At 45.4% G+C, this 18,295-nt stretch carries 20 protein-coding genes; 2 read left to right on the plus strand and 18 right to left on the minus strand.

Annotation, left to right across the window (positions count from 1 at the left end; all coding sequences use genetic code 11):
- Positions 1 to 4: 4 nt before the first annotated feature.
- The 16 genes from trpB to ICN38_RS05030 form a co-directional block, all read right to left on the minus strand.
- Positions 5 to 1,198: a tryptophan synthase subunit beta gene (gene trpB, locus ICN38_RS04955; protein WP_216255782.1), complete on the minus strand. Its 1,194-nt coding sequence runs from the start codon at positions 1,196 to 1,198 to the stop codon at positions 5 to 7.
- Between the two features lie 30 nt (positions 1,199 to 1,228).
- On the minus strand, positions 1,229 to 1,906 hold the full coding sequence (locus ICN38_RS04960; protein WP_216255784.1) for a phosphoribosylanthranilate isomerase: 678 nt from the start codon (positions 1,904 to 1,906) through the stop codon (positions 1,229 to 1,231).
- Positions 1,907 to 1,923: 17 nt separating this feature from the next.
- On the minus strand, positions 1,924 to 2,754 hold the full coding sequence (gene truA, locus ICN38_RS04965) for a tRNA pseudouridine(38-40) synthase TruA (protein WP_216255785.1): 831 nt from the start codon (positions 2,752 to 2,754) through the stop codon (positions 1,924 to 1,926).
- Between the two features lie 8 nt (positions 2,755 to 2,762).
- Positions 2,763 to 4,136: a FimV/HubP family polar landmark protein gene (locus tag ICN38_RS04970; RefSeq protein WP_216255787.1), complete on the minus strand. Its 1,374-nt coding sequence runs from the start codon at positions 4,134 to 4,136 to the stop codon at positions 2,763 to 2,765.
- Positions 4,136 to 5,293: an aspartate-semialdehyde dehydrogenase gene (gene asd / locus ICN38_RS04975; protein ID WP_216255790.1), complete on the minus strand. Its 1,158-nt coding sequence runs from the start codon at positions 5,291 to 5,293 to the stop codon at positions 4,136 to 4,138. The genes ICN38_RS04970 and asd overlap by 1 nt, the downstream gene beginning before the upstream one ends.
- Before the next feature lie 59 nt (positions 5,294 to 5,352).
- Positions 5,353 to 6,420, minus strand: a complete 1,068-nt coding sequence (gene leuB / locus ICN38_RS04980; protein WP_216255791.1) for a 3-isopropylmalate dehydrogenase — start codon at positions 6,418 to 6,420, stop codon at positions 5,353 to 5,355.
- Positions 6,421 to 6,443: 23 nt separating this feature from the next.
- On the minus strand, positions 6,444 to 7,091 hold the full coding sequence (gene leuD / locus ICN38_RS04985) for a 3-isopropylmalate dehydratase small subunit (RefSeq protein WP_216255793.1): 648 nt from the start codon (positions 7,089 to 7,091) through the stop codon (positions 6,444 to 6,446).
- A 31-nt stretch (positions 7,092 to 7,122) separates the two neighbouring features.
- Complete coding sequence (locus tag ICN38_RS04990) at positions 7,123 to 7,323, minus strand: hypothetical protein (RefSeq protein WP_216256278.1); 201 nt, start codon at positions 7,321 to 7,323, stop codon at positions 7,123 to 7,125.
- Between the two features lie 10 nt (positions 7,324 to 7,333).
- Positions 7,334 to 8,743: a 3-isopropylmalate dehydratase large subunit gene (leuC, locus tag ICN38_RS04995; protein ID WP_216255795.1), complete on the minus strand. Its 1,410-nt coding sequence runs from the start codon at positions 8,741 to 8,743 to the stop codon at positions 7,334 to 7,336.
- A gap of 16 nt (positions 8,744 to 8,759) precedes the next feature.
- Positions 8,760 to 10,073, minus strand: a complete 1,314-nt coding sequence (gltA, locus tag ICN38_RS05000) for a citrate synthase (protein WP_216255797.1) — start codon at positions 10,071 to 10,073, stop codon at positions 8,760 to 8,762.
- 72 nt (positions 10,074 to 10,145) lie between these two features.
- Complete coding sequence (locus ICN38_RS05005) at positions 10,146 to 10,415, minus strand: succinate dehydrogenase assembly factor 2 (RefSeq protein ID WP_216255799.1); 270 nt, start codon at positions 10,413 to 10,415, stop codon at positions 10,146 to 10,148.
- Positions 10,412 to 11,116: a succinate dehydrogenase iron-sulfur subunit gene (locus tag ICN38_RS05010; RefSeq protein WP_216255801.1), complete on the minus strand. Its 705-nt coding sequence runs from the start codon at positions 11,114 to 11,116 to the stop codon at positions 10,412 to 10,414. Before ICN38_RS05010 ends, ICN38_RS05005 begins: the two co-directional genes overlap by 4 nt.
- 16 nt (positions 11,117 to 11,132) lie before the next feature.
- Positions 11,133 to 12,911 (minus strand): succinate dehydrogenase flavoprotein subunit, encoded by a 1,779-nt coding sequence (sdhA, locus tag ICN38_RS05015; RefSeq protein ID WP_216255803.1) that lies wholly within the window; start codon positions 12,909 to 12,911, stop codon positions 11,133 to 11,135.
- A gap of 4 nt (positions 12,912 to 12,915) precedes the next feature.
- Positions 12,916 to 13,281, minus strand: a complete 366-nt coding sequence (sdhD, locus tag ICN38_RS05020; protein WP_216255805.1) for a succinate dehydrogenase, hydrophobic membrane anchor protein — start codon at positions 13,279 to 13,281, stop codon at positions 12,916 to 12,918.
- A gap of 24 nt (positions 13,282 to 13,305) precedes the next feature.
- Positions 13,306 to 13,725 (minus strand): succinate dehydrogenase, cytochrome b556 subunit, encoded by a 420-nt coding sequence (sdhC, locus tag ICN38_RS05025; RefSeq protein ID WP_216255807.1) that lies wholly within the window; start codon positions 13,723 to 13,725, stop codon positions 13,306 to 13,308.
- Positions 13,726 to 13,881: 156 nt separating this feature from the next.
- Positions 13,882 to 14,619, minus strand: a complete 738-nt coding sequence (locus ICN38_RS05030) for a GntR family transcriptional regulator (protein ID WP_216255808.1) — start codon at positions 14,617 to 14,619, stop codon at positions 13,882 to 13,884.
- A gap of 151 nt (positions 14,620 to 14,770) precedes the next feature.
- On the opposite strand from ICN38_RS05030, the gene ICN38_RS05035 reads away from it, so the two are divergent.
- Positions 14,771 to 15,760, plus strand: a complete 990-nt coding sequence (locus ICN38_RS05035) for a malate dehydrogenase (RefSeq protein ID WP_216255809.1) — start codon at positions 14,771 to 14,773, stop codon at positions 15,758 to 15,760.
- A gap of 12 nt (positions 15,761 to 15,772) precedes the next feature.
- Positions 15,773 to 16,144 (plus strand): hypothetical protein, encoded by a 372-nt coding sequence (locus ICN38_RS05040; protein ID WP_216255811.1) that lies wholly within the window; start codon positions 15,773 to 15,775, stop codon positions 16,142 to 16,144.
- A gap of 87 nt (positions 16,145 to 16,231) precedes the next feature.
- Here ICN38_RS05040 and ICN38_RS05045 read toward each other — a convergent pair whose 3' ends face one another.
- Both ICN38_RS05045 and yaaA read right to left on the minus strand, forming a co-directional pair.
- A complete protein-coding gene (locus ICN38_RS05045) occupies positions 16,232 to 17,443 on the minus strand; it encodes a DUF2863 family protein (protein WP_216255812.1) in 1,212 nt (403 codons plus the stop codon).
- Positions 17,443 to 18,219 carry a peroxide stress protein YaaA gene (yaaA, locus tag ICN38_RS05050; protein ID WP_216255814.1) on the minus strand — a complete coding sequence of 259 codons (777 nt, stop codon included), beginning with the start codon at positions 18,217 to 18,219 and terminating at the stop codon, positions 17,443 to 17,445. Before yaaA ends, ICN38_RS05045 begins: the two co-directional genes overlap by 1 nt.
- Between the last annotated feature and the right edge of the window lie 76 nt (positions 18,220 to 18,295).

Here is an 18,295-nt window from a genome sequence, read left to right on the forward strand (position 1 = left end):
TCTTTTAACCCTCTGATCCCGTTGCCTGCGCAACGGTATGCATATCCTTATCGCCCCGACCTGAGAGATTGATCAAAATCGTTTTATCTTTAGGTAAGGTCTTGGCTAGCTTGCAGGCATAAGCAATGGCATGTGCGGATTCAAGAGCAGGAATGATGCCTTCAATGCGGCAGCAATCATGGAATGCTTGAAGTGCTTCTTCATCTGTAATCGCCACATAATCAGCACGTCCAGAATCTTTAAGCCAGGCGTGCTCAGGCCCAACGCCTGGATAGTCCATACCTGCTGAAACAGAATGTGTTTCAGCAATTTGACCGTTTTCATCTTGCAATAAGTAAGTACGATTGCCGTGTAATACGCCTGGCTTACCAACGCATAGTGCTGCTGAATGCAATCCACTGCCAAGGCCGTGGCCTGCAGCCTCCACACCAATCAATTTCACTTCCGGAAAGTCGATGTAAGGATAGAAGATACCCATTGCATTAGAGCCGCCGCCAACACATGCCAAGACATAATCGGGTTGACGACCTGTCATCTCCGGCATCTGCACTTTGCATTCTTCACCAATCACACTTTGAAAATCTCGTACCATCATCGGGTAAGGATGTGGTCCAGCCACAGTGCCAATAATGTAGAAGGTATTTTCTACATTGGTAACCCAATCACGCATCGCTTCATTTAACGCGTCTTTTAAAGTTTTAGTCCCAGACTCAACTGGAACGACCTTAGCGCCCAGTAATTTCATCCTAAAAACGTTTTGCGCTTGACGAGCAACGTCTACTGAACCTTGATACACCGTGCAATCCAAACCAAAGCGGGCGCAAATTGTTGCGGTAGCAACTCCATGCTGTCCTGCACCTGTCTCGGCAATGATGCGTGGCTTGCCCATGCGCTTGGCTAACATTGCTTGGCCAATCACGTTATTAATTTTGTGTGCACCTGTGTGATTTAAGTCTTCGCGCTTTAAATAAATCTGTGCGCCACCGAGCATCTCACTCCAACGCTTTGCGTGATATACGGGTGATGGTCTACCCACAAAATGCTTGAGTTCGTAATGAAACTCTTCAACAAATTCTGGATCGTATTGATATTTTGCATAGGCTTCTTTGAGCTCATCTAATGCATACATCAATGTCTCAGATACAAACACGCCACCGTAAGGACCAAAGTGTCCTCGTGCATCTGGCTTATCGTACATAGCTACCTCTTTTGATTTATTTACAGCAAATTATTGGGATGATGTTTTAGTGTCTGCTGCACGCACCGCTTTAACAAAGTCAGCCATGAGTGCAGGATCTTTAACACCCCTGCTGCTTTCTACGCCACTCGAGACGTCAACCGCGCAAGGATGCAGGCGTGCAATTGCCTCGCCCACGTTGTGCGTGTTCAATCCACCACTCAAAACGACCCGAGGCGCGTTTTCGCTTACCCATGTTTGTGGAATTCCTTGCCAATCAAAAGGAACGCCTCCTCCACCATAACCCTCAACGAGGGCATCTAGCAGAAAAGCGTTTGCTTGCATATATTGTAGGGAAAATTCGTCAAACGCGAAGTCTTGCCCCACCCTGGCGGCTTTCATCCAGGGTTGCCCATTCGCTAGTGCCAAACAACGCTCTGGGGTCTCATCCCCATGAAACTGCCATAAAGTAATAGGTGCAATAGCCTTGATCGCAGCAAAATCAGCATCTGTCGCATTCACCAGCAATCCCACCGCATCTATGCCAGCAGGAAGCCTGGAAATCAACTGAGCGGCGATATTGGGACTGACGGCACGTGGGCTAGGTGGGTAGAACACAAAGCCCACCGCATCTACGCCAGCGGCTACAGCAGCATCGATATCGGCTGGAGTGCGCAATCCGCAAATTTTTACCCGGGTACGGGTCGGAGAATAAGTCAGTAAGCCCATAAATGAATGATAAGGGCTTAAGTGCCTCTAAGTTCAACTGGTAGCCAGGAGTTTTCTAAGCATGGCTCTGGGATATCAAAATGCTCAGGATAAGCAATTTTCGCTAAATATAGGCCGTCAGCCATAAAGGTGGGCGCCGCTAAACGACGATCCTTGGCTAGCAATAACTCTGCCATCCACCCTGGGGCTTGTCTACCAGTTCCTATTTGCAAAAAAGAACCTACTAAATTTCTTACCATGTGATGCAAAAAAGCATTACCCCGAATCCGGAAATATAACCAAGGTTCTTGAGAAATGATATCGATGGAGTACAGCGTTTTTATAGGCGTTTTGCTTTGACATTCTGAAGATCTAAAGGCAGAAAAATCATGTTCCCCAATTAAACATCCAACAGACTGTTGCATAGCCTCAATGTCAAACCATTGATGAGGAGGCAGCAATAAATACCCAGCACGAGAGTGCACAAGAGGCGCGCGACATGGTCCAGCGTGAAGTGCATAAATATAGGTCCGCTCAAATGCAGAAAAGCGCGCACTAAATTCATTAGAAACTTCCTTGGCCCAATTGACGACGATGGACTTAGGTAAAAAGGAATTAATCCCCCTCACCCAAGAGAAAGCATCGCGCTCTACATTGCCATCAAAGTGAACTACCTGGCCTAATGCATGGACTCCTGCATCGGTCCTACCCGCTGTAATGGTGCTTACTGGGTGATCTTTACTTGCTTGGTCGCCAATAAAAGCAGAAATGGCTTTCTCTAATTCATCCTGGACTGTATTGCCATTAGATTGCGTTTGCCATCCCGAGTAAGTACTCCCGTCATACTGGAGACCAAGCGCTATTCGCATATCAAGCCCTAGGCCTTGGGACTATTAAGTTCGTTCAATAATCCCTGGGCTTCAATCGTCAATGCAAGATCTACTGAGCTACTGATACTTAAAATTTCTTCAAGTGATTTTTTTGCTGCAGAAAAATCTTCGATTGTGATGTAGGCGCGTGCCAGATTCAGTTTGACACGCAGTGTATCGAGGAGTGGATTTGACTCAGATGGGATGGGTGTCGTTTGTTCAGATGATTTCGTTAAATCCAGATCGATTCCTGCAAATAAGGCCTTGGCACGTTCCGGCATTGCTCGAGGTAATTGTGGTTCCTGCTTATCATCCGCTGAATGACTAGAGGATGCTCCATATGCAGTAAGCTCTGTGCGACGTGCATTTCGAGCCAGAGCCCATAGCAATAATCCTGTTAGTAGGATCAAGCCAAGCGCCAAAATAGCTGGCCCAAATCCACCTAGTCCAAAATTATTTTCAACTGCTTTTTTCTCTTTTGACTTATCCAGTAGGCGCTGCAAGTCTGCCACATTTTTTTCTAGTTCAGCAACGCGAGCCTTGGCTTGCTCGAGCGCTTTCTCTTGTGCGACGAGCTCTTCAGTAAAACGTTTCTCGTCATTGCTACCATCTGTACTAGAGCCAATCTTGAGACGATCTTTTTGAGCTGCATCAGCAGTTTGACTTGACCCTGCTTTTGATGCTTCTTGGGATTTACTTGCATCCTTGCCTTCGCGCCATTGCTCGTTAGCATCCGCTACAAATTGATTTGCTTCAGCAGGACTAATAGATCGTAGGAGCGCTTGGCTAGGTTTATTGAGCTCTGCGCCAGCAGCCAAACGATTTATGCTGCCACTCGCAAATGCATCAGGATTCGCTTTAAACAAAGCCATCATAGTTTGATCTAAGGTGGCGCCCTCTAATTGAGGCGCCATCAAGGCAGCAATTTCCGATAAAGTCTGACCTGGTTTTACTAGGACCTTTTGTACATCGCCGATGAGCAAGGTATATGTTTTTGTGATGTTACCGCTTGCCCAGCTCAGATTAATGATCACATCAACAAACGGATCATCACTGATAGGAACAGGCTCCACAGTCTCAAGCAAAACCATCAACTGATTCTGACGATTGCGATATACCATCGCCTGAGGATTGAGTTCTAAAATCTTTTGAGAAATACCTAGACGCTCAAAGGCTGCTTTATTCGGCATCACCACTTTCAGACTTGATAGCGCTCCTTCCTCATCAGCAGCTATACGAATCGGGATTTCAGCGCGTAAGGGCTCTCCTGAGCGAGAGAGGAGCTGAGGTGATCCCAAAGATACTGCCCAGGCAGCACCAGTCCAGCTAAGCCAAACAAAGCAAAGTGCTCTAAGAAATCTAAGTTGACTAGTTCGCGACATTAATGCTCAAGCAGTATGCGGAGCATGCGACGCAAGGGTTCCGCAGCACCCCACAATAATTGATCGCCCACTGTAAATACGGCTAAATATTCAGGGCCCATTGCTAGCTTATGCAAGCGACCAATCGGCACAGTCATAGTGCCACTAACTGCAGCAGGAGATAAGTCACGCTCAGTAGTGTCGCGATCATTAGGCACCACTTTTACCCACTGATTATCATTAGCCAAAATAGACTCAATTTCTTTAAGAGGAATATCTTTCTTTAGCTTGACAGTCAGTCCTTGCGAATGGCAGCGCATAGCCCCAACCCGCACACATATACCATCAACCGGAATACTTCCAGGCGTGCGGAATGCTGGGCGACCCAAAATCTTATTGAACTCTGCGCCCCCTTTCCACTCTTCTTTAGTTTGACCATTCTCTAAAGGAACATCAATCCAAGGAATCAGACTTCCAGCTAGTGCAGTATTGCGGAAATTTTTCTTTGGAAAATCAACAGAACGCAAAGTATCAGTTACTTTACGGTCAATATCTAAAATCCATGAAGATGGATCAGCTAATTCAGTAGCAACGCTGTCATGCAAAGCACCCATTTGCAAAAGGAGTTCACGCATATTCTGAGCACCCGCCCCTGATGCAGCCTGATAGGTCATGGCACTAATCCATTCAACCATATCAGCCTTCACTAAGCCGCCCATGGCCATCATCATTAAGCTAACGGTACAGTTGCTACCAATCCAATTCTTACCGCCTTCAGCTAGAGCCTTATCAATCACTGAACGGTTTACTGGATCTAAAACCAATACTGCATCATCGTTCATACGCAAAGCGCTGGCCGCATCAATCCAATGCCCATTCCATTTTGCTGCACGTAGCTTTGGAAATATTTCATTGGTGTAATCGCCGCCCTGACAGGTCAAGATAATGTCGCAGCGAGATAAGGCTTTAATGTCATTTGCATCTAGCAAGGTGTTTTCACTCTTAGTCACTTTTTGACCATTGATTAAGGGCACTTCTTCACCTGCTTGGCTAGTACTAAAAAATACAGGCTCAATAAAATCAAAATCGTTCTCAGCCAGCATCCTTTCCATGAGCACGCTACCGACCATACCGCGCCAGCCGACTAGACCTACTAAAGGAGTTTTTGTATTTGCCATGATTAACGATCTAATAAATATTTTTTGTTTTGCTAATTTAAAAGTTGCTTGAACGATTATCAGAGTGCTGCCACAACCGCATCACCCATCTCAACAGTGGAAACTTTTTTTGTGCCTTCGGTATAGATATCAGCAGTGCGCAAGCCTTGTGCCAATACTTTTTGAACAGCTTTCTCAATTCGATCGGCTTCAGTAGGCATTCCTAAGGAGTAACGCAACATCATGGCGGCAGACAGAATCGTTGCTAAGGGATTGGCTACACCCTTGCCAGCAATGTCGGGAGCAGAACCATGACTCGGCTCATAAAGACCCTTATTGTTCTTATCCAACGAAGCTGAAGGCAACATGCCGATCGAGCCCGTCAACATAGCAGCTTCATCAGACAGAATATCGCCAAAGAGATTACCTGTTACCACTACGTCAAAAGCTTTGGGCGCTTTTACTAACTGCATCGCAGCGTTATCTACATACATATGGGACAGCTCGACATCAGGATAGTCTTTAGAAACCCGAATCATAACTTCACGCCATAACTGCGATGTTTCTAAGACATTAGCCTTATCAACACTACACACCTTTTTGCCACGTTTACGAGCAGCCTCAAAAGCGACGTGTCCAATACGCTCTACTTCAGGCTCGCTATAGTGCATGGTGTCAAAGCCTTCACGAGCACCCTTAAATAAAGGAAGCTCAGATGTACGAATGCCTCGGGGTTGGCCAAAATAAATATCACCATTGAGTTCGCGCACAATCAAAATATCTAATCCGCCAATAATTTCTGACTTCAAGCTAGAAGCAGCAGTTAATTCTGGATAGCAAATAGCTGGTCTAAAGTTTGCAAATAGCGCTAAGTGTTTACGCAAACCTAAGATGGCCTGCTCAGGACGCAGTTCACGCGCCAAGGTGTCATATTTCCAATCACCTACTGCGCCAAATAAAATAGCGTCGGCTTTTTTAGCCAGCTCTAAAGTTGCAGGCGGCAATGGATGGCCAGAGATATCATAGGCAGCCCCTCCAACAGGAGCTTCCTCTAGATCAAACTGAGGACCAAGTGCTTTAAGAATACGAACCGCTTGAGCGACGATTTCCGGGCCGATTCCATCGCCCGGGAGAACTGCAATTTTCATGAAAGACCCTTAACTCTATAAAATTACGGCAATTGTGTCGTGAGCCAAGGCATCTTCAGGATGCGCTCGGCTTCATAAGCCTTGATTTTATCTGCATGGCGCAGGGTTAAGCCAATATCGTCCAAGCCATTGAGTAGACAGAACTTTCTAAAAGGCGTTACATCAAAGCTATAGGCGGTTCCATCGGGGGCGATGACTTGCTGGGCTTCGAGGTCAATCGTGAGCTGATAGCCATTAAATGCCATGGTTTCGTTAAAAAGATGATCTACCTGCTGCTCAGTTAAGACGATCGGTAAGAGACCATTTTTAAAGCAGTTATTGAAAAAGATATCGGCAAAGCTAGGGGCAATCACTGCCCTAAAGCCATACTGATCCAACGCCCAAGGCGCATGCTCTCTTGAGCTACCGCAACCAAAGTTTTTACGTGCCAACAAAATGCCGGGATCTTTGTAGCGAGCTTGATTCAGTACAAAGTCAGGATTAATGGGTCTTGTGCTGCAGTCTTGTCCGGGCTCTCCATGATCAAGGTAGCGCCACTCATCAAACAGATTTTGTCCAAAGCCCGTTTTCTTGATTGATTTGAGAAATTGCTTTGGAATAATGGCATCAGTATCCACGTTCTCGCGATTAAGCGGAGCAACCAAACCTTTGTATATCGTAAATTTTTCCATGATTCTGACTTTGATTCTGAATGAGTGAGACTTATTTAACTGGAGTAACTACAACATCCTTACCCTTAGTTTGAGATGGATTGTTACTTTGATTGCCACCCATGGCATTTCCCATGGTTTGTAAATCTTTACCCATACCCTCCATGGTGCTACTACAAGCAGAAATCAACATGCCTGCAAGACCAATCAATGTGAGGCGTGTAATTAAAGTGAAGAAAAAAAAATTGCGCACAGTAATACTCCTATGAAATTTTTCGAATATCAACAAAGTGACCTTCAATTGCAGCGGCGGCAGCCATTGCAGGACTTACTAGATGTGTTCTGCCACCATTGCCTTGACGACCCTCAAAGTTACGATTCGAAGTAGACGCACAGCGCTCACCCGGCTCCAAGCGATCAGCATTCATCGCTAAACACATTGAACAACCAGGCTCACGCCATTCAAAACCAGCTGCCTTAAAAATACGATCAAGTCCCTCACGTTCCGCTTGGGCTTTTACTAGGCCAGAGCCAGGAACTACTAAAGCCAGTTTCACATTCGGCGATACTTTCTTGCCCAGGCGATCAACTACTTTAGCGGCAGCACGAATATCTTCAATGCGACTATTGGTGCAAGATCCAATAAACACTTTATCAATACTAATATTACTCAGCGGTGTATTAGGAATGAGATTCATGTACTCCAAGGCGCGTTCCATGGCAGCCCGCTTATTGGGATCCCGCTCTTTTTCTGGATCTGGCACACGCTCACTAATTGGCAAAACCATTTCTGGTGAAGTACCCCAAGTTACTTGAGGGGCGATCTCTTCTGCACGCAATTCGACGACTGCATCAAATTTGGCATCTGGATCAGAATGCAAAGTTCTCCAATACTGCGCAGCCTGAAGCATTTCAGGTCCTTTTGGTGCGTAAGGGCGACCCTGCACATACTCAATGGTTGTTTCATCTACAGCAACTAATCCAGCGCGAGCACCAGCTTCAATGGCCATATTACAAAGGGTCATACGACCTTCCATCGATAAATTGCGAATCGCTTCACCAGCAAATTCAATCGTGTAGCCCGTACCACCTGCAGTGCCAATCTTGCCAATGATTGATAAGACAATATCTTTAGCGGTAGATCCTGGTTGTAAACGACCATCCACTTTCACCAACATATTCTTGCTCTTTTTCATTAGCAAGGTTTGAGTGGCTAATACGTGTTCAACTTCAGAGGTACCAATACCAAAAGCTAAGGCGCCAAAAGCACCATGTGTGCTGGTATGAGAATCACCGCAGACTACTGTCATACCAGGCAGAGTAGCACCCTGCTCAGGTCCAATGACGTGAACAATCCCTTGACGGGTATCGTTCATTTTGTATTGGGTAATACCAAGTGCATCGCAGTTCTGATCCAAGGTATCTACCTGCAACTTAGAGATTGGATCGGCAATACCTTCTGAGCGATCAGTGGTTGGGACGTTGTGATCAGATACTGCCAAATTGGCTGAAATACGCCAAACCGGACGGCCAGACAAATGCAAACCTTCAAACGCCTGAGGGCTAGTCACCTCATGCAATAACTGACGGTCTATATAGATTGTGGCAGTGCCATCCTCTTCTGAGTAAACAACGTGGTCATCCCACAATTTGTCATAAAGCGTACGGGACATGAGAGACCTTAAACCTTTATTTACGAACAGAAATGTTTGGCACCTGGCGGGCAGTTTCGCCAACATATAACTGGCGTGGACGACCAATCTTAAATTCAGGATCGGTAATCATTTCTTCCCACTGCGCAATCCATCCCACTGTTCTTGCTAAAGCAAAAATACAGGTGAACATCTCTGTTGGGATGCCAAGAGCACGTTGAACGATACCTGAGTAAAAGTCGACGTTTGGATACAGCTTGCGGCTAACGAAATATTCATCTTCCAAAGCAATTTTCTCAAGTGTCATGGCCAGTTTGAACAATGGGTCATCTTGTAGGCCTAATTCATTCAATACCTCGTGGCAAGTTTCACGCATGAGTTTTGCGCGTGGATCAAAGTTTTTATAAACACGATGTCCAAAGCCCATTAAACGTACGCTAGAGTTTTTGTCTTTCACTTGAGCAATAAACTCATGAATCTTATCAACACCACCATTAGCTTGAATTTCATTCAACATTTGGAGGCAGGCTTCGTTAGCACCACCATGCGCAGGACCCCAGAGGCAGGCAATACCAGCAGAAATTGCTGCGAATGGATTGGTGCCCGAAGATCCGCACAAACGCACTGTAGAGGTGGAAGCGTTTTGCTCATGGTCTGCATGCAATATGAAAATACGATCTAAGGCACGGACTAAAATTGGGTTTACTTTGTATTCTTCACATGGCGTTGCAAACATCATGCGCATGAAGTTAGCGGTGTAAGACAGTGAATTATCTGGATAGATGAATGGTTGACCTACTGAATACTTATAGGACATTGCTACCAACGTAGGCATCTTAGCAATCAAACGAATTTGTGCAACCTCACGTGCATATGGGTCGCTGTAATCAATTTCATCATGATAGAAGGCAGCCATTGCGCCAACCAAACCAGTAAGCACAGACATTGGATGCGCATCGCGGCGGAAGCCTCGCAAGAAAAATTGCATCTGCTCATGAACCATCGTGTGATGGATGACCATTTGATCAAAATCTTTCTTCTGCTTCGCATTTGGCAAGTCGCCGTTAATCAAAAGGTAGCAAACTTCCAAGAAATCGCAGTCGCCAGCCAGTTGCTCAATCGGATAGCCGCGATACAGAAGCTCTCCTTTATCGCCATCGATATAGGTAATTTTGCTATTACATGACGCAGTAGAGAGAAAGCCTGAGTCATAGGTGAACTTACCAGTTTGGCCATATAGCTTGCGAATGTCAATCACGTCAGGACCAACGGATCCTTTGTAAATTGGCAGATCAATATCTGGAGTGCCATCCGAGAACGAGAGTTTTGCCTTGATGTCCGATTCAATCATTTCTAATCCTTAGTCATTCAAAATTAAGATTAATACACTATTCGTTCACTTCTACTGCACCCAAACGCTGAATTATTTCTCCCTCAGCCTTTGTAAAACCGCTTTGAAGGAGTCTAATGCTATCTCCTTTTCCAGGATTGCAACAGTATCTTTACGTCCAATCAATAAATCCATCAGATCGTTATCATCTAGAGCCAGCAACTGACTTAAAACTTGCCCATCTTCTACGCTTAACTGAGCGCCATAGCGCTCAAAGAAACGTTGCAGAATTAAATCATTCTCTAGTAATCCCCTACGGGCGTCACTCTTGAGGCGATATAAATCTGCATTACTAAGGGTCATACTGCCCTACGAACCATTAACTCCTTGATCTTACCAATGGCTTTCGTTGGATTTAGATGTTTAGGGCATACATCCACGCAGTTCATGATGGTATGGCAACGGAACAAGCGGTACGGATCTTCTAGGTTGTCTAAACGCTGAGCAGTTTCCTCGTCACGACTATCGGCAATAAAGCGATAAGCCTGTAAGAGACCCGCTGGCCCAACGAACTTATCAGGGTTCCACCAGAATGATGGGCATGCAGTTGAACATGATGCGCACAAGATGCACTCATACAAGCCATTTAATTCTTCACGCTCTTCAGGACTCTGAAGACGCTCTTTTTCTGGGGGTGGATTGTCATTCACCAAGTAGGGCTTGATAGACAAATATTGCTTAAAGAACAAAGTCATATCCACAATCAAATCGCGCACGACTGGTAAGCCAGGTAATGGACGCAAAGTGATGACCTTAGGCAAAGTCAACATATTGGTCAAACAGGCCAAACCATTTTTGCCGTTAATGTTCATGGCATCTGACCCGCATACACCTTCACGGCATGAACGACGATATGAAATAGTTTCATCTTGCCTCTTCAGGGAAATCAAAGCATCTAACAACATCCGCTCACCAGTAAGCTCTAGTTCATAACGCTCCATGCGAGGTGCTGCATCGACATCTGGATCGTAGCGGTAAATTTCAAATATACGAATATCACTCATCTTCTATCTCTTTTGCTTAGAAAGTACGTTCTTTAGGAGGGAAAGACTCAACTGTCAAAGGCTTTAACACCACTGGCTTGTAAGACAGCTTGTTACCTTCGCTATACCAAAGGGTATGCTTCATCCAATTTTCGTCATCGCGCGCTTGATGGTCATCATGCGAGTGGGCTCCACGACTCTCTTTGCGAGCAGCCGCAGAGATCATGGTTGCGTTTGCAGTTTCAACCAAGTTGGCCACTTCCAAAGCCTCAATCCGTGCGGTATTGAAAATCTCGGACTTATCTTTGACCCATAAATGCTTAGCTCGCTCAGTCAATTTAGCCATTTGACGAACACCTTCATCCATCAACTCTTGGTTGCGGAAGACGCCAGCGTATTTCTGCATCGTCTTGCGAATCTCGTTTGCAACATCTTGCGCATACTCACCAGAGCTGGAGTTATCAAGGGCAGCAATCCGCTCCAAAGTCTTCTCACCAGCATTCGCAGGCAATGGCTTGAACTCACGATTCTTCAGATCCAAGTTAACGATATGATTACCTGCAGCACGACCAAACACCAAGAGATCAAGCAATGAGTTGGTACCCAAACGGTTAGCGCCGTGCACTGAAACACATGAACACTCTCCAATAGCATAAAGACCATTGACGATTTCATTGGGTATGCCGTTACCTGGCACCACTACCTGACCATTAATATTGGTAGGGATGCCGCCCATCTGATAGTGAATCGTTGGCACCACAGGAATTGGCTCTTTAGTCACGTCAACGTTCGCAAAGTTAATACCAATTTCATATACCGAAGGTAAACGCTTCATGATGGTCTCAGCGCCAATATGGGTCAAATCCAGAACCACATAGTCACCATTAGGACCGCAGCCGCGCCCTTCTTTAATTTCTTGATCCATGCAGCGAGAAACGAAATCACGTGGCGCTAAATCTTTATAATTAGGTGCATAGCGCTCCATGAAACGCTCACCATCTTTATTGCGCAAGATACCACCTTCACCGCGGCAACCTTCAGTCAGCAAAACCCCCGCACCAGCTACGCCGGTTGGGTGAAATTGCCAGAACTCCATATCTTCCAATGGAATACCAGCGCGAGCAGCAAGACCCATTCCGTCACCAGTATTAATAAATGCATTGGTAGACGCATCCCAAATACGGCCTGCACCACCAGTTGCCAACATCACAATCTTCGCTTCCAAAATATATACCTGGCCTGTTTCCATTTCGAGAGCAGTAACGCCAACGACATCGCCTGCATCATCTCGAATCAAATCTAAGGCTAACCATTCCACAAAGAAATTGGTTTTAGCGCGCACGTTACGTTGATACAAAGTGTGCAGCATTGCGTGACCAGTACGGTCAGCAGCAGCGCAAGCGCGTTGCACTGGTTTCTCACCGTAGTTAGCAGTGTGACCACCGAATGGACGCTGATAAATAGTGCCATCAGGATTGCGATCAAATGGCATGCCGAAATGTTCTAATTCGTATACAACTTTAGGCGCTTCACGACACATAAACTCGATAACATCTTGATCGCCTAACCAGTCAGAACCTTTGATGGTGTCATAAAAGTGATAATGCCAATTGTCTTCACTCATGTTACCTAGAGAAGCGCCGATACCACCTTGCGCTGCAACGGTATGTGAACGTGTTGGGAATACCTTAGTTAATACAGCAACGTTCAAGCCGGCTTCAGCCAATTGCAAAGAAGCACGCATACCTGAACCGCCCGCTCCAACAATCACCGCATCAAAACGGCGGCGTGGCAATGATTTTTTTATTGCAGTCATCGAATTACACTTTCCACAAAATTTGAACGGCATAAGCCGCACACGCTACAAGATACAAAACCGTTAACACTTGAAGCGTTAAACGAATACTGACGGGCTTGATGTAATCCATCCAGATATCACGCACACCAATCCAGGCGTGATAGAACAGACTAATAAAAGCCAATAGCGTGAGTAACTTCATAAACTGGTTACTAAATAAGCCAGCCCAGCCTTCGTAGGTAGCACTCCCGGTGATGCAATAGTCCACTAACAAAACAACCGTGAAGGCCACCATCACAATAGCGGTGACGCGCTGAATAATCCACTCTTTGAGGCCGTAATGAGCGCCTACTACTAAGCGCTTTGGTCCAATTTGATAAATAGGCATGAAATTTCCTTAAATGAGGTGCGCTTAGTACAAGCCGAATAATTTGAGGCCAACTACTGCAGTCAAAGCTAGGCCAAGGAACAGCACAAATATCGCTGAACGATTTGCTTCTGACTTGTCTACACCAATTTCTAAATCGAGTAAAAGGTAGCGGATACCAGCACAGAAGTGGTGCAAGAAACACCAGATCAAGCCAAGGCAAATAATTTTCACCAAGATATTGCTAGTGAAAGCCTGGAATTTTTGATAACTCAACTCAGAGGCAAGGCTCTGGTCAAAAAGATACAAAATAAATGGCAACAAGAGAAACAATACTGCTCCACTAATGCGGTGAAGAATGGAAACTTTCCCGGCCCAAGGAAGGCGATAGTGAATCAATTGGGCCAGACCGATGTTTCGGTAATTGGGTCTATCTTTTTTTACATCTTGCTGTGCATCAACCATGGGCAATCTCAATCGTTGGGTGGAGGTTCAGTGTGACATTGTTGTATTGCAACATATTCTATTGGAAACCTTGGGGTCCTTGGTGATTTTATAGGGTTATTAGGGTCTAAATAATGGTTTTTACTGATTCAGTGGCTTCAATTTATACGGATAAGATCAGTTTAATTTGTTCTCATAATGCTGCTCACTAGTGTCATACCGAGCGTGCCGTATTTCTACTGGCTTATTCCCATAGGTAAATGAAACCCTCTCGACAGAGAGCAATGGGCTGCCTAATGGTAATTGGAGGTGAGCAGCCAACTTTTCATCCGCGACTACTGCCTTAATCTTTTCTTCCGCGCGAACCATATGGGTAGCGCATTCACTCTCATAAAAGGCATACATAGGACCATGCCACTCTTGAATTACCTCCAGACTTAAATCTTTGAAACGATTTCCAGGAAGCCAGATCTCTTCAAAAACAGTCGGTTTTCCAGCAAAACTCTGGACTCGATCTATATGAATCACGGGATCGCCTACCTTTAATTTAAGCAAACTGGCAATATAGGAAATTGCAGGCACCTTCTCGCAGGCCAAAAAGTGGTTAGTGTGGTGAAATTTATCTCCAGAATCAGGGGCTAAGCGCAGAAAACGAAATTGCCAGTCGTCTTCCTGATGGGTAGCAACAAAAGTTCCCTTGCCTTGACGCCTGACCAAGAGATTGTCAGCCGCCAGCTCGTCAATCGCCTTGCGAACAGTGCCCTGGCTTACTGCATACCGCGCCGCGAGCTCCATTTCACTTGGAATAGCGGCCCCAGGCAGCCATTCTGATGCTTGTAGGCTAGCCAAAATCATTGCCTTAATCTGCTGGTATAGAGGGCTAAATGATGGGGTAGTCGGGCTTATTTCTGGCAAATGAACTCCATGACATCATCAATTGGATAAAATTCAGGCTTATTCTTGGTCTTATATAAGACATCATTGACAGTGTAAATCGAAAGTCCCTACACTGGGATGGATAATAGAAAAGTTTTCGTTAATTAACCTTCATCTGGAGTTATTAGTAATGGCAAAAGCCCCAATGCGTGTCGCCGTAACCGGTGCAGCCGGTCAAATCGGTTATTCCCTCTTATTCCGCATCGCCAATGGCGACCTTTTGGGAAAAGATCAGCCTGTAATACTCCAATTACTTGAAATTCCAGACGAAAAAGCGCAAAAAGCATTGGCTGGTGTCATGATGGAACTCGAAGACTGTGCCTTCCCCCTTTTGGCTGGCATGAGCGCTCATTCCGATCCAATGACCGCGTTTAAAGACATTGATATAGCTCTCTTGGTTGGCGCCCGCCCACGCGGTCCAGGAATGGAGCGCAAAGATTTACTTTCCGCTAATGCGCAAATTTTCACAGCGCAAGGCAAGGCCTTAAATGCAGTGGCTAAGAAAACGGTCAAGGTATTAGTCGTTGGCAACCCAGCTAACACTAACGCTTACATCGCCATGAAATCTGCTCCAGATATTCCTGCGAAGAATTTCACAGCAATGTTACGTCTTGATCACAACCGCGCACTCTCACAATTGGCTAATAAATTGAATAAACCCGTTGCTGATATTGAGAAATTAGTTGTTTGGGGTAACCATAGCCCAACTATGTACCCTGACCATCGCTTCGCTACGATTAACGGCAAATCGGTAAAAGATTCTATTAATGATGAGGCGTGGAATAAAGAGGTTTTCATTCCAACCGTTGGTAAGCGCGGCGCTGCCATTATTGATGCTCGCGGCCTGTCATCTGCAGCTTCTGCAGCCAATGCGGCAATCGATCACATGCATGATTGGGTGCTCGGCACCAATGGCAAATGGGTTACCATGGGCATCCCTTCTAAGGGTGAGTATGGTATTCCCGCAGAAGTCATTTATGGATTCCCAGTAGTGTGCGAAAACGGTGAATACAAAATGATCGAAGGACTTGAGATCGATGAGTTTTCCCGTGAGCGCATGAATCACACCCTCAATGAATTACTCGAAGAGCAAGCTGGTGTTAAGCATTTGCTCTCTTAAGGAAATTACTTTATGAAGAAAACTTTTCTTGCTGTAAGCATTGCGATTGCCAGCCTTGGGCTTACTACAACAGCAATTGCGAATGAAGAAGTAGTATGGACTTGTAGCGAAAGCAAGCAATTCAAGACTGCAGGCAATACTGAAAAAATTCGCATTATTTGGGAAGCCAAATCTTATGAATTAGCCCGTCAAACTTCATTACCAGGTAGCTTGCGTTACAAGAACACTGATTCAGGTCATGATCTTGTCGTATTAGGCAATAAGGCAATGCTCTTTAATATTAAGGCAGGCGTTCGTCTGGCTGATTTCTGCCAAACAGCAGAAATGAAGTCCGGCAAATTACCCTACTTATTTGCAGGTGCAGAGGCTTTTGTACCAAATTAAGTAATCAAGCATTTCAATAAAAAAGCCGAGCGACCCTCGGCTTTTTTATTTACCCATTCAGTACTTCAGCGATGACAAGCTCAGCCTTCAATGAAACAATGGCTGCTGTGTTGGAGCATCTTCCGGCATCTCTGCATGTTCAGCTTCACCAGAGCGGTCCGGAAATAAAGGCGCACCACAATCATCACATAACTCGGGGTCAAATAGCATGGCGTGACGAAATACGTCCTCTACCCCTGCATCATGCAAGGCATCACAAATCTTTTTGATGGGGCTTTCATCATCCGATAAATCATTCAAAGCATCATTACTGACACTCTCCCGATCATATAAGGGCCAGATCACCCCATACATAATTTCTGAGGAACCTTTTGCACTAAAGGAAATACGGTATTCATCAGCCTGCTCTTCTCCAAAAGCCCCCACAACGCAAGATAGACCTGCTGGCAAAATACCTACAGCACTCTCCAAAAAATTGACTGCGGCACGAATACTTAATGGGCGCACATGCTTGTCTGCCAAGCGGCAATTCGTGAAATAGGACTCCGGTAAAAGGAGTTCAAATTCGCAACCAGGAAGCAATGAAGCAATCGGGTCATGCATTGCGTTTTGCCAAGCAATCAAACTTACCCCACGCTCTTGGCGTATTGGTGGCTCGGCTTGCCAACGAAATATCGGTGAACCACTAGGAGCACATAAGGCAGCAATGATGAAACGGGGGTCTGCTAGCACTGCAATAGTTTCAGTCATATCCCGCAACTCTAGCTTTACCTCTTTAGCGGAAATCGCTGCATTTGCCAAGGCCTCAGTTAATACACGTGTTTGACTATGTGAATGAGGCATTTGATCAATACTGTATAGCCAAGGAACAATTGCTAAGCGGGTATCACTAGCAGCAATTGCAGAATGTAAGGCTTGGGCTGTTGCCTCAATCATGTTGACTGGTAATGGGCCGGAAGGGATTTGATAACGGGTATGAGCCACGATTGGTAATGCGAGCAAAAGTACATCCCACTCTTGATCTTCGTGCTCCATCCTAAGAGATTCAGCTAAAGTTTCAGCACTATCTGCCAACACTTCAAAAGCCACGGTATTGATGCGAAACGTTTGATCTAGGGCGGCATCAATTACATTTTGATTCTGGCTTTTGAGCAAGCGCATGAGACGAACGTTTAAACGCTCTTCCCAAAAACGATCTTCTACCTGGCTTCCAGAGGCAGCCAAAGAAATAGCATCTGCCACTAGGCGCTCGACATCAGGAGACGTACGCTGCGAGGACTTGATTCGATGTACGGCCATTATTTTCTTTCTGCACGCCTAAAAACTGGCTTATCTACTGTTGATTCTGCAGCACAATATTTGTAACCATCCAAATTAAAACCTTTTAGGTCAATTGGATCGCTAATTCGATTCTCCACTACATATCGTGCCATCAAGCCACGAGCGCGCTTAGCGTAAAAGGAAATAATCTTGTACTTACCCTCTTTTGCATCCTGAAATACAGGCGCAACGACGGGGCAAGCTAGATCTTTTGCCTGCAAAACCTTGAAGTACTCCTCAGAGGCTAAATTGAGCAATACCGGCTTCTTCTCTTTATCCAAGATCTTTTTCAAGGAGTTTGTCACCCTATTACCCCAAAAAGCATAGAGATCCTTACCTCGCGCATTCTTAAAGGAGGTTCCCATCTCTAAACGATAGGCCTGCATTAAATCCAATGGTCTTAAGGCGCCATATAGACCCGATAAGATTCGAATGTGATCTTGAGCAAAATCAATGGCTTTGGCATTCAGTGATTTGACATCAAAGCCATCGTAAACATCCCCATCAAAGGCATAGATCGCTGGTTTGCTATTGATCTCGGTAAATGTTTTAGACCAATCCCGATAACGGCCTACGTTTAAGGTGGCTAATGGATCGGATAAGCCCATTAATTTGGCCACATCTTGGGGTGCGAGCTTTTTGAGATCAGCGATTAACTTTGCTGATTCCGAGACAAACTCAGGCAAAGTGGGTGCCTTGACCTTCACAGGGGTCTTGTAATCAAGGGATTTAGCGGGGGAAAGTACGATCAGCATGGCACAATTTGTTTATGTATTACTTCCATTCTAGCGACTACAAGATTACTCTGCCTTAAATCCCCACGCAGCCTTT

Origin of the sequence: Polynucleobacter sp. AP-Melu-500A-A1 (genome assembly GCF_018882125.1) — a bacterium.
In the GTDB taxonomy this organism is placed as follows: Bacteria; Pseudomonadota; Gammaproteobacteria; order Burkholderiales; family Burkholderiaceae; genus Polynucleobacter.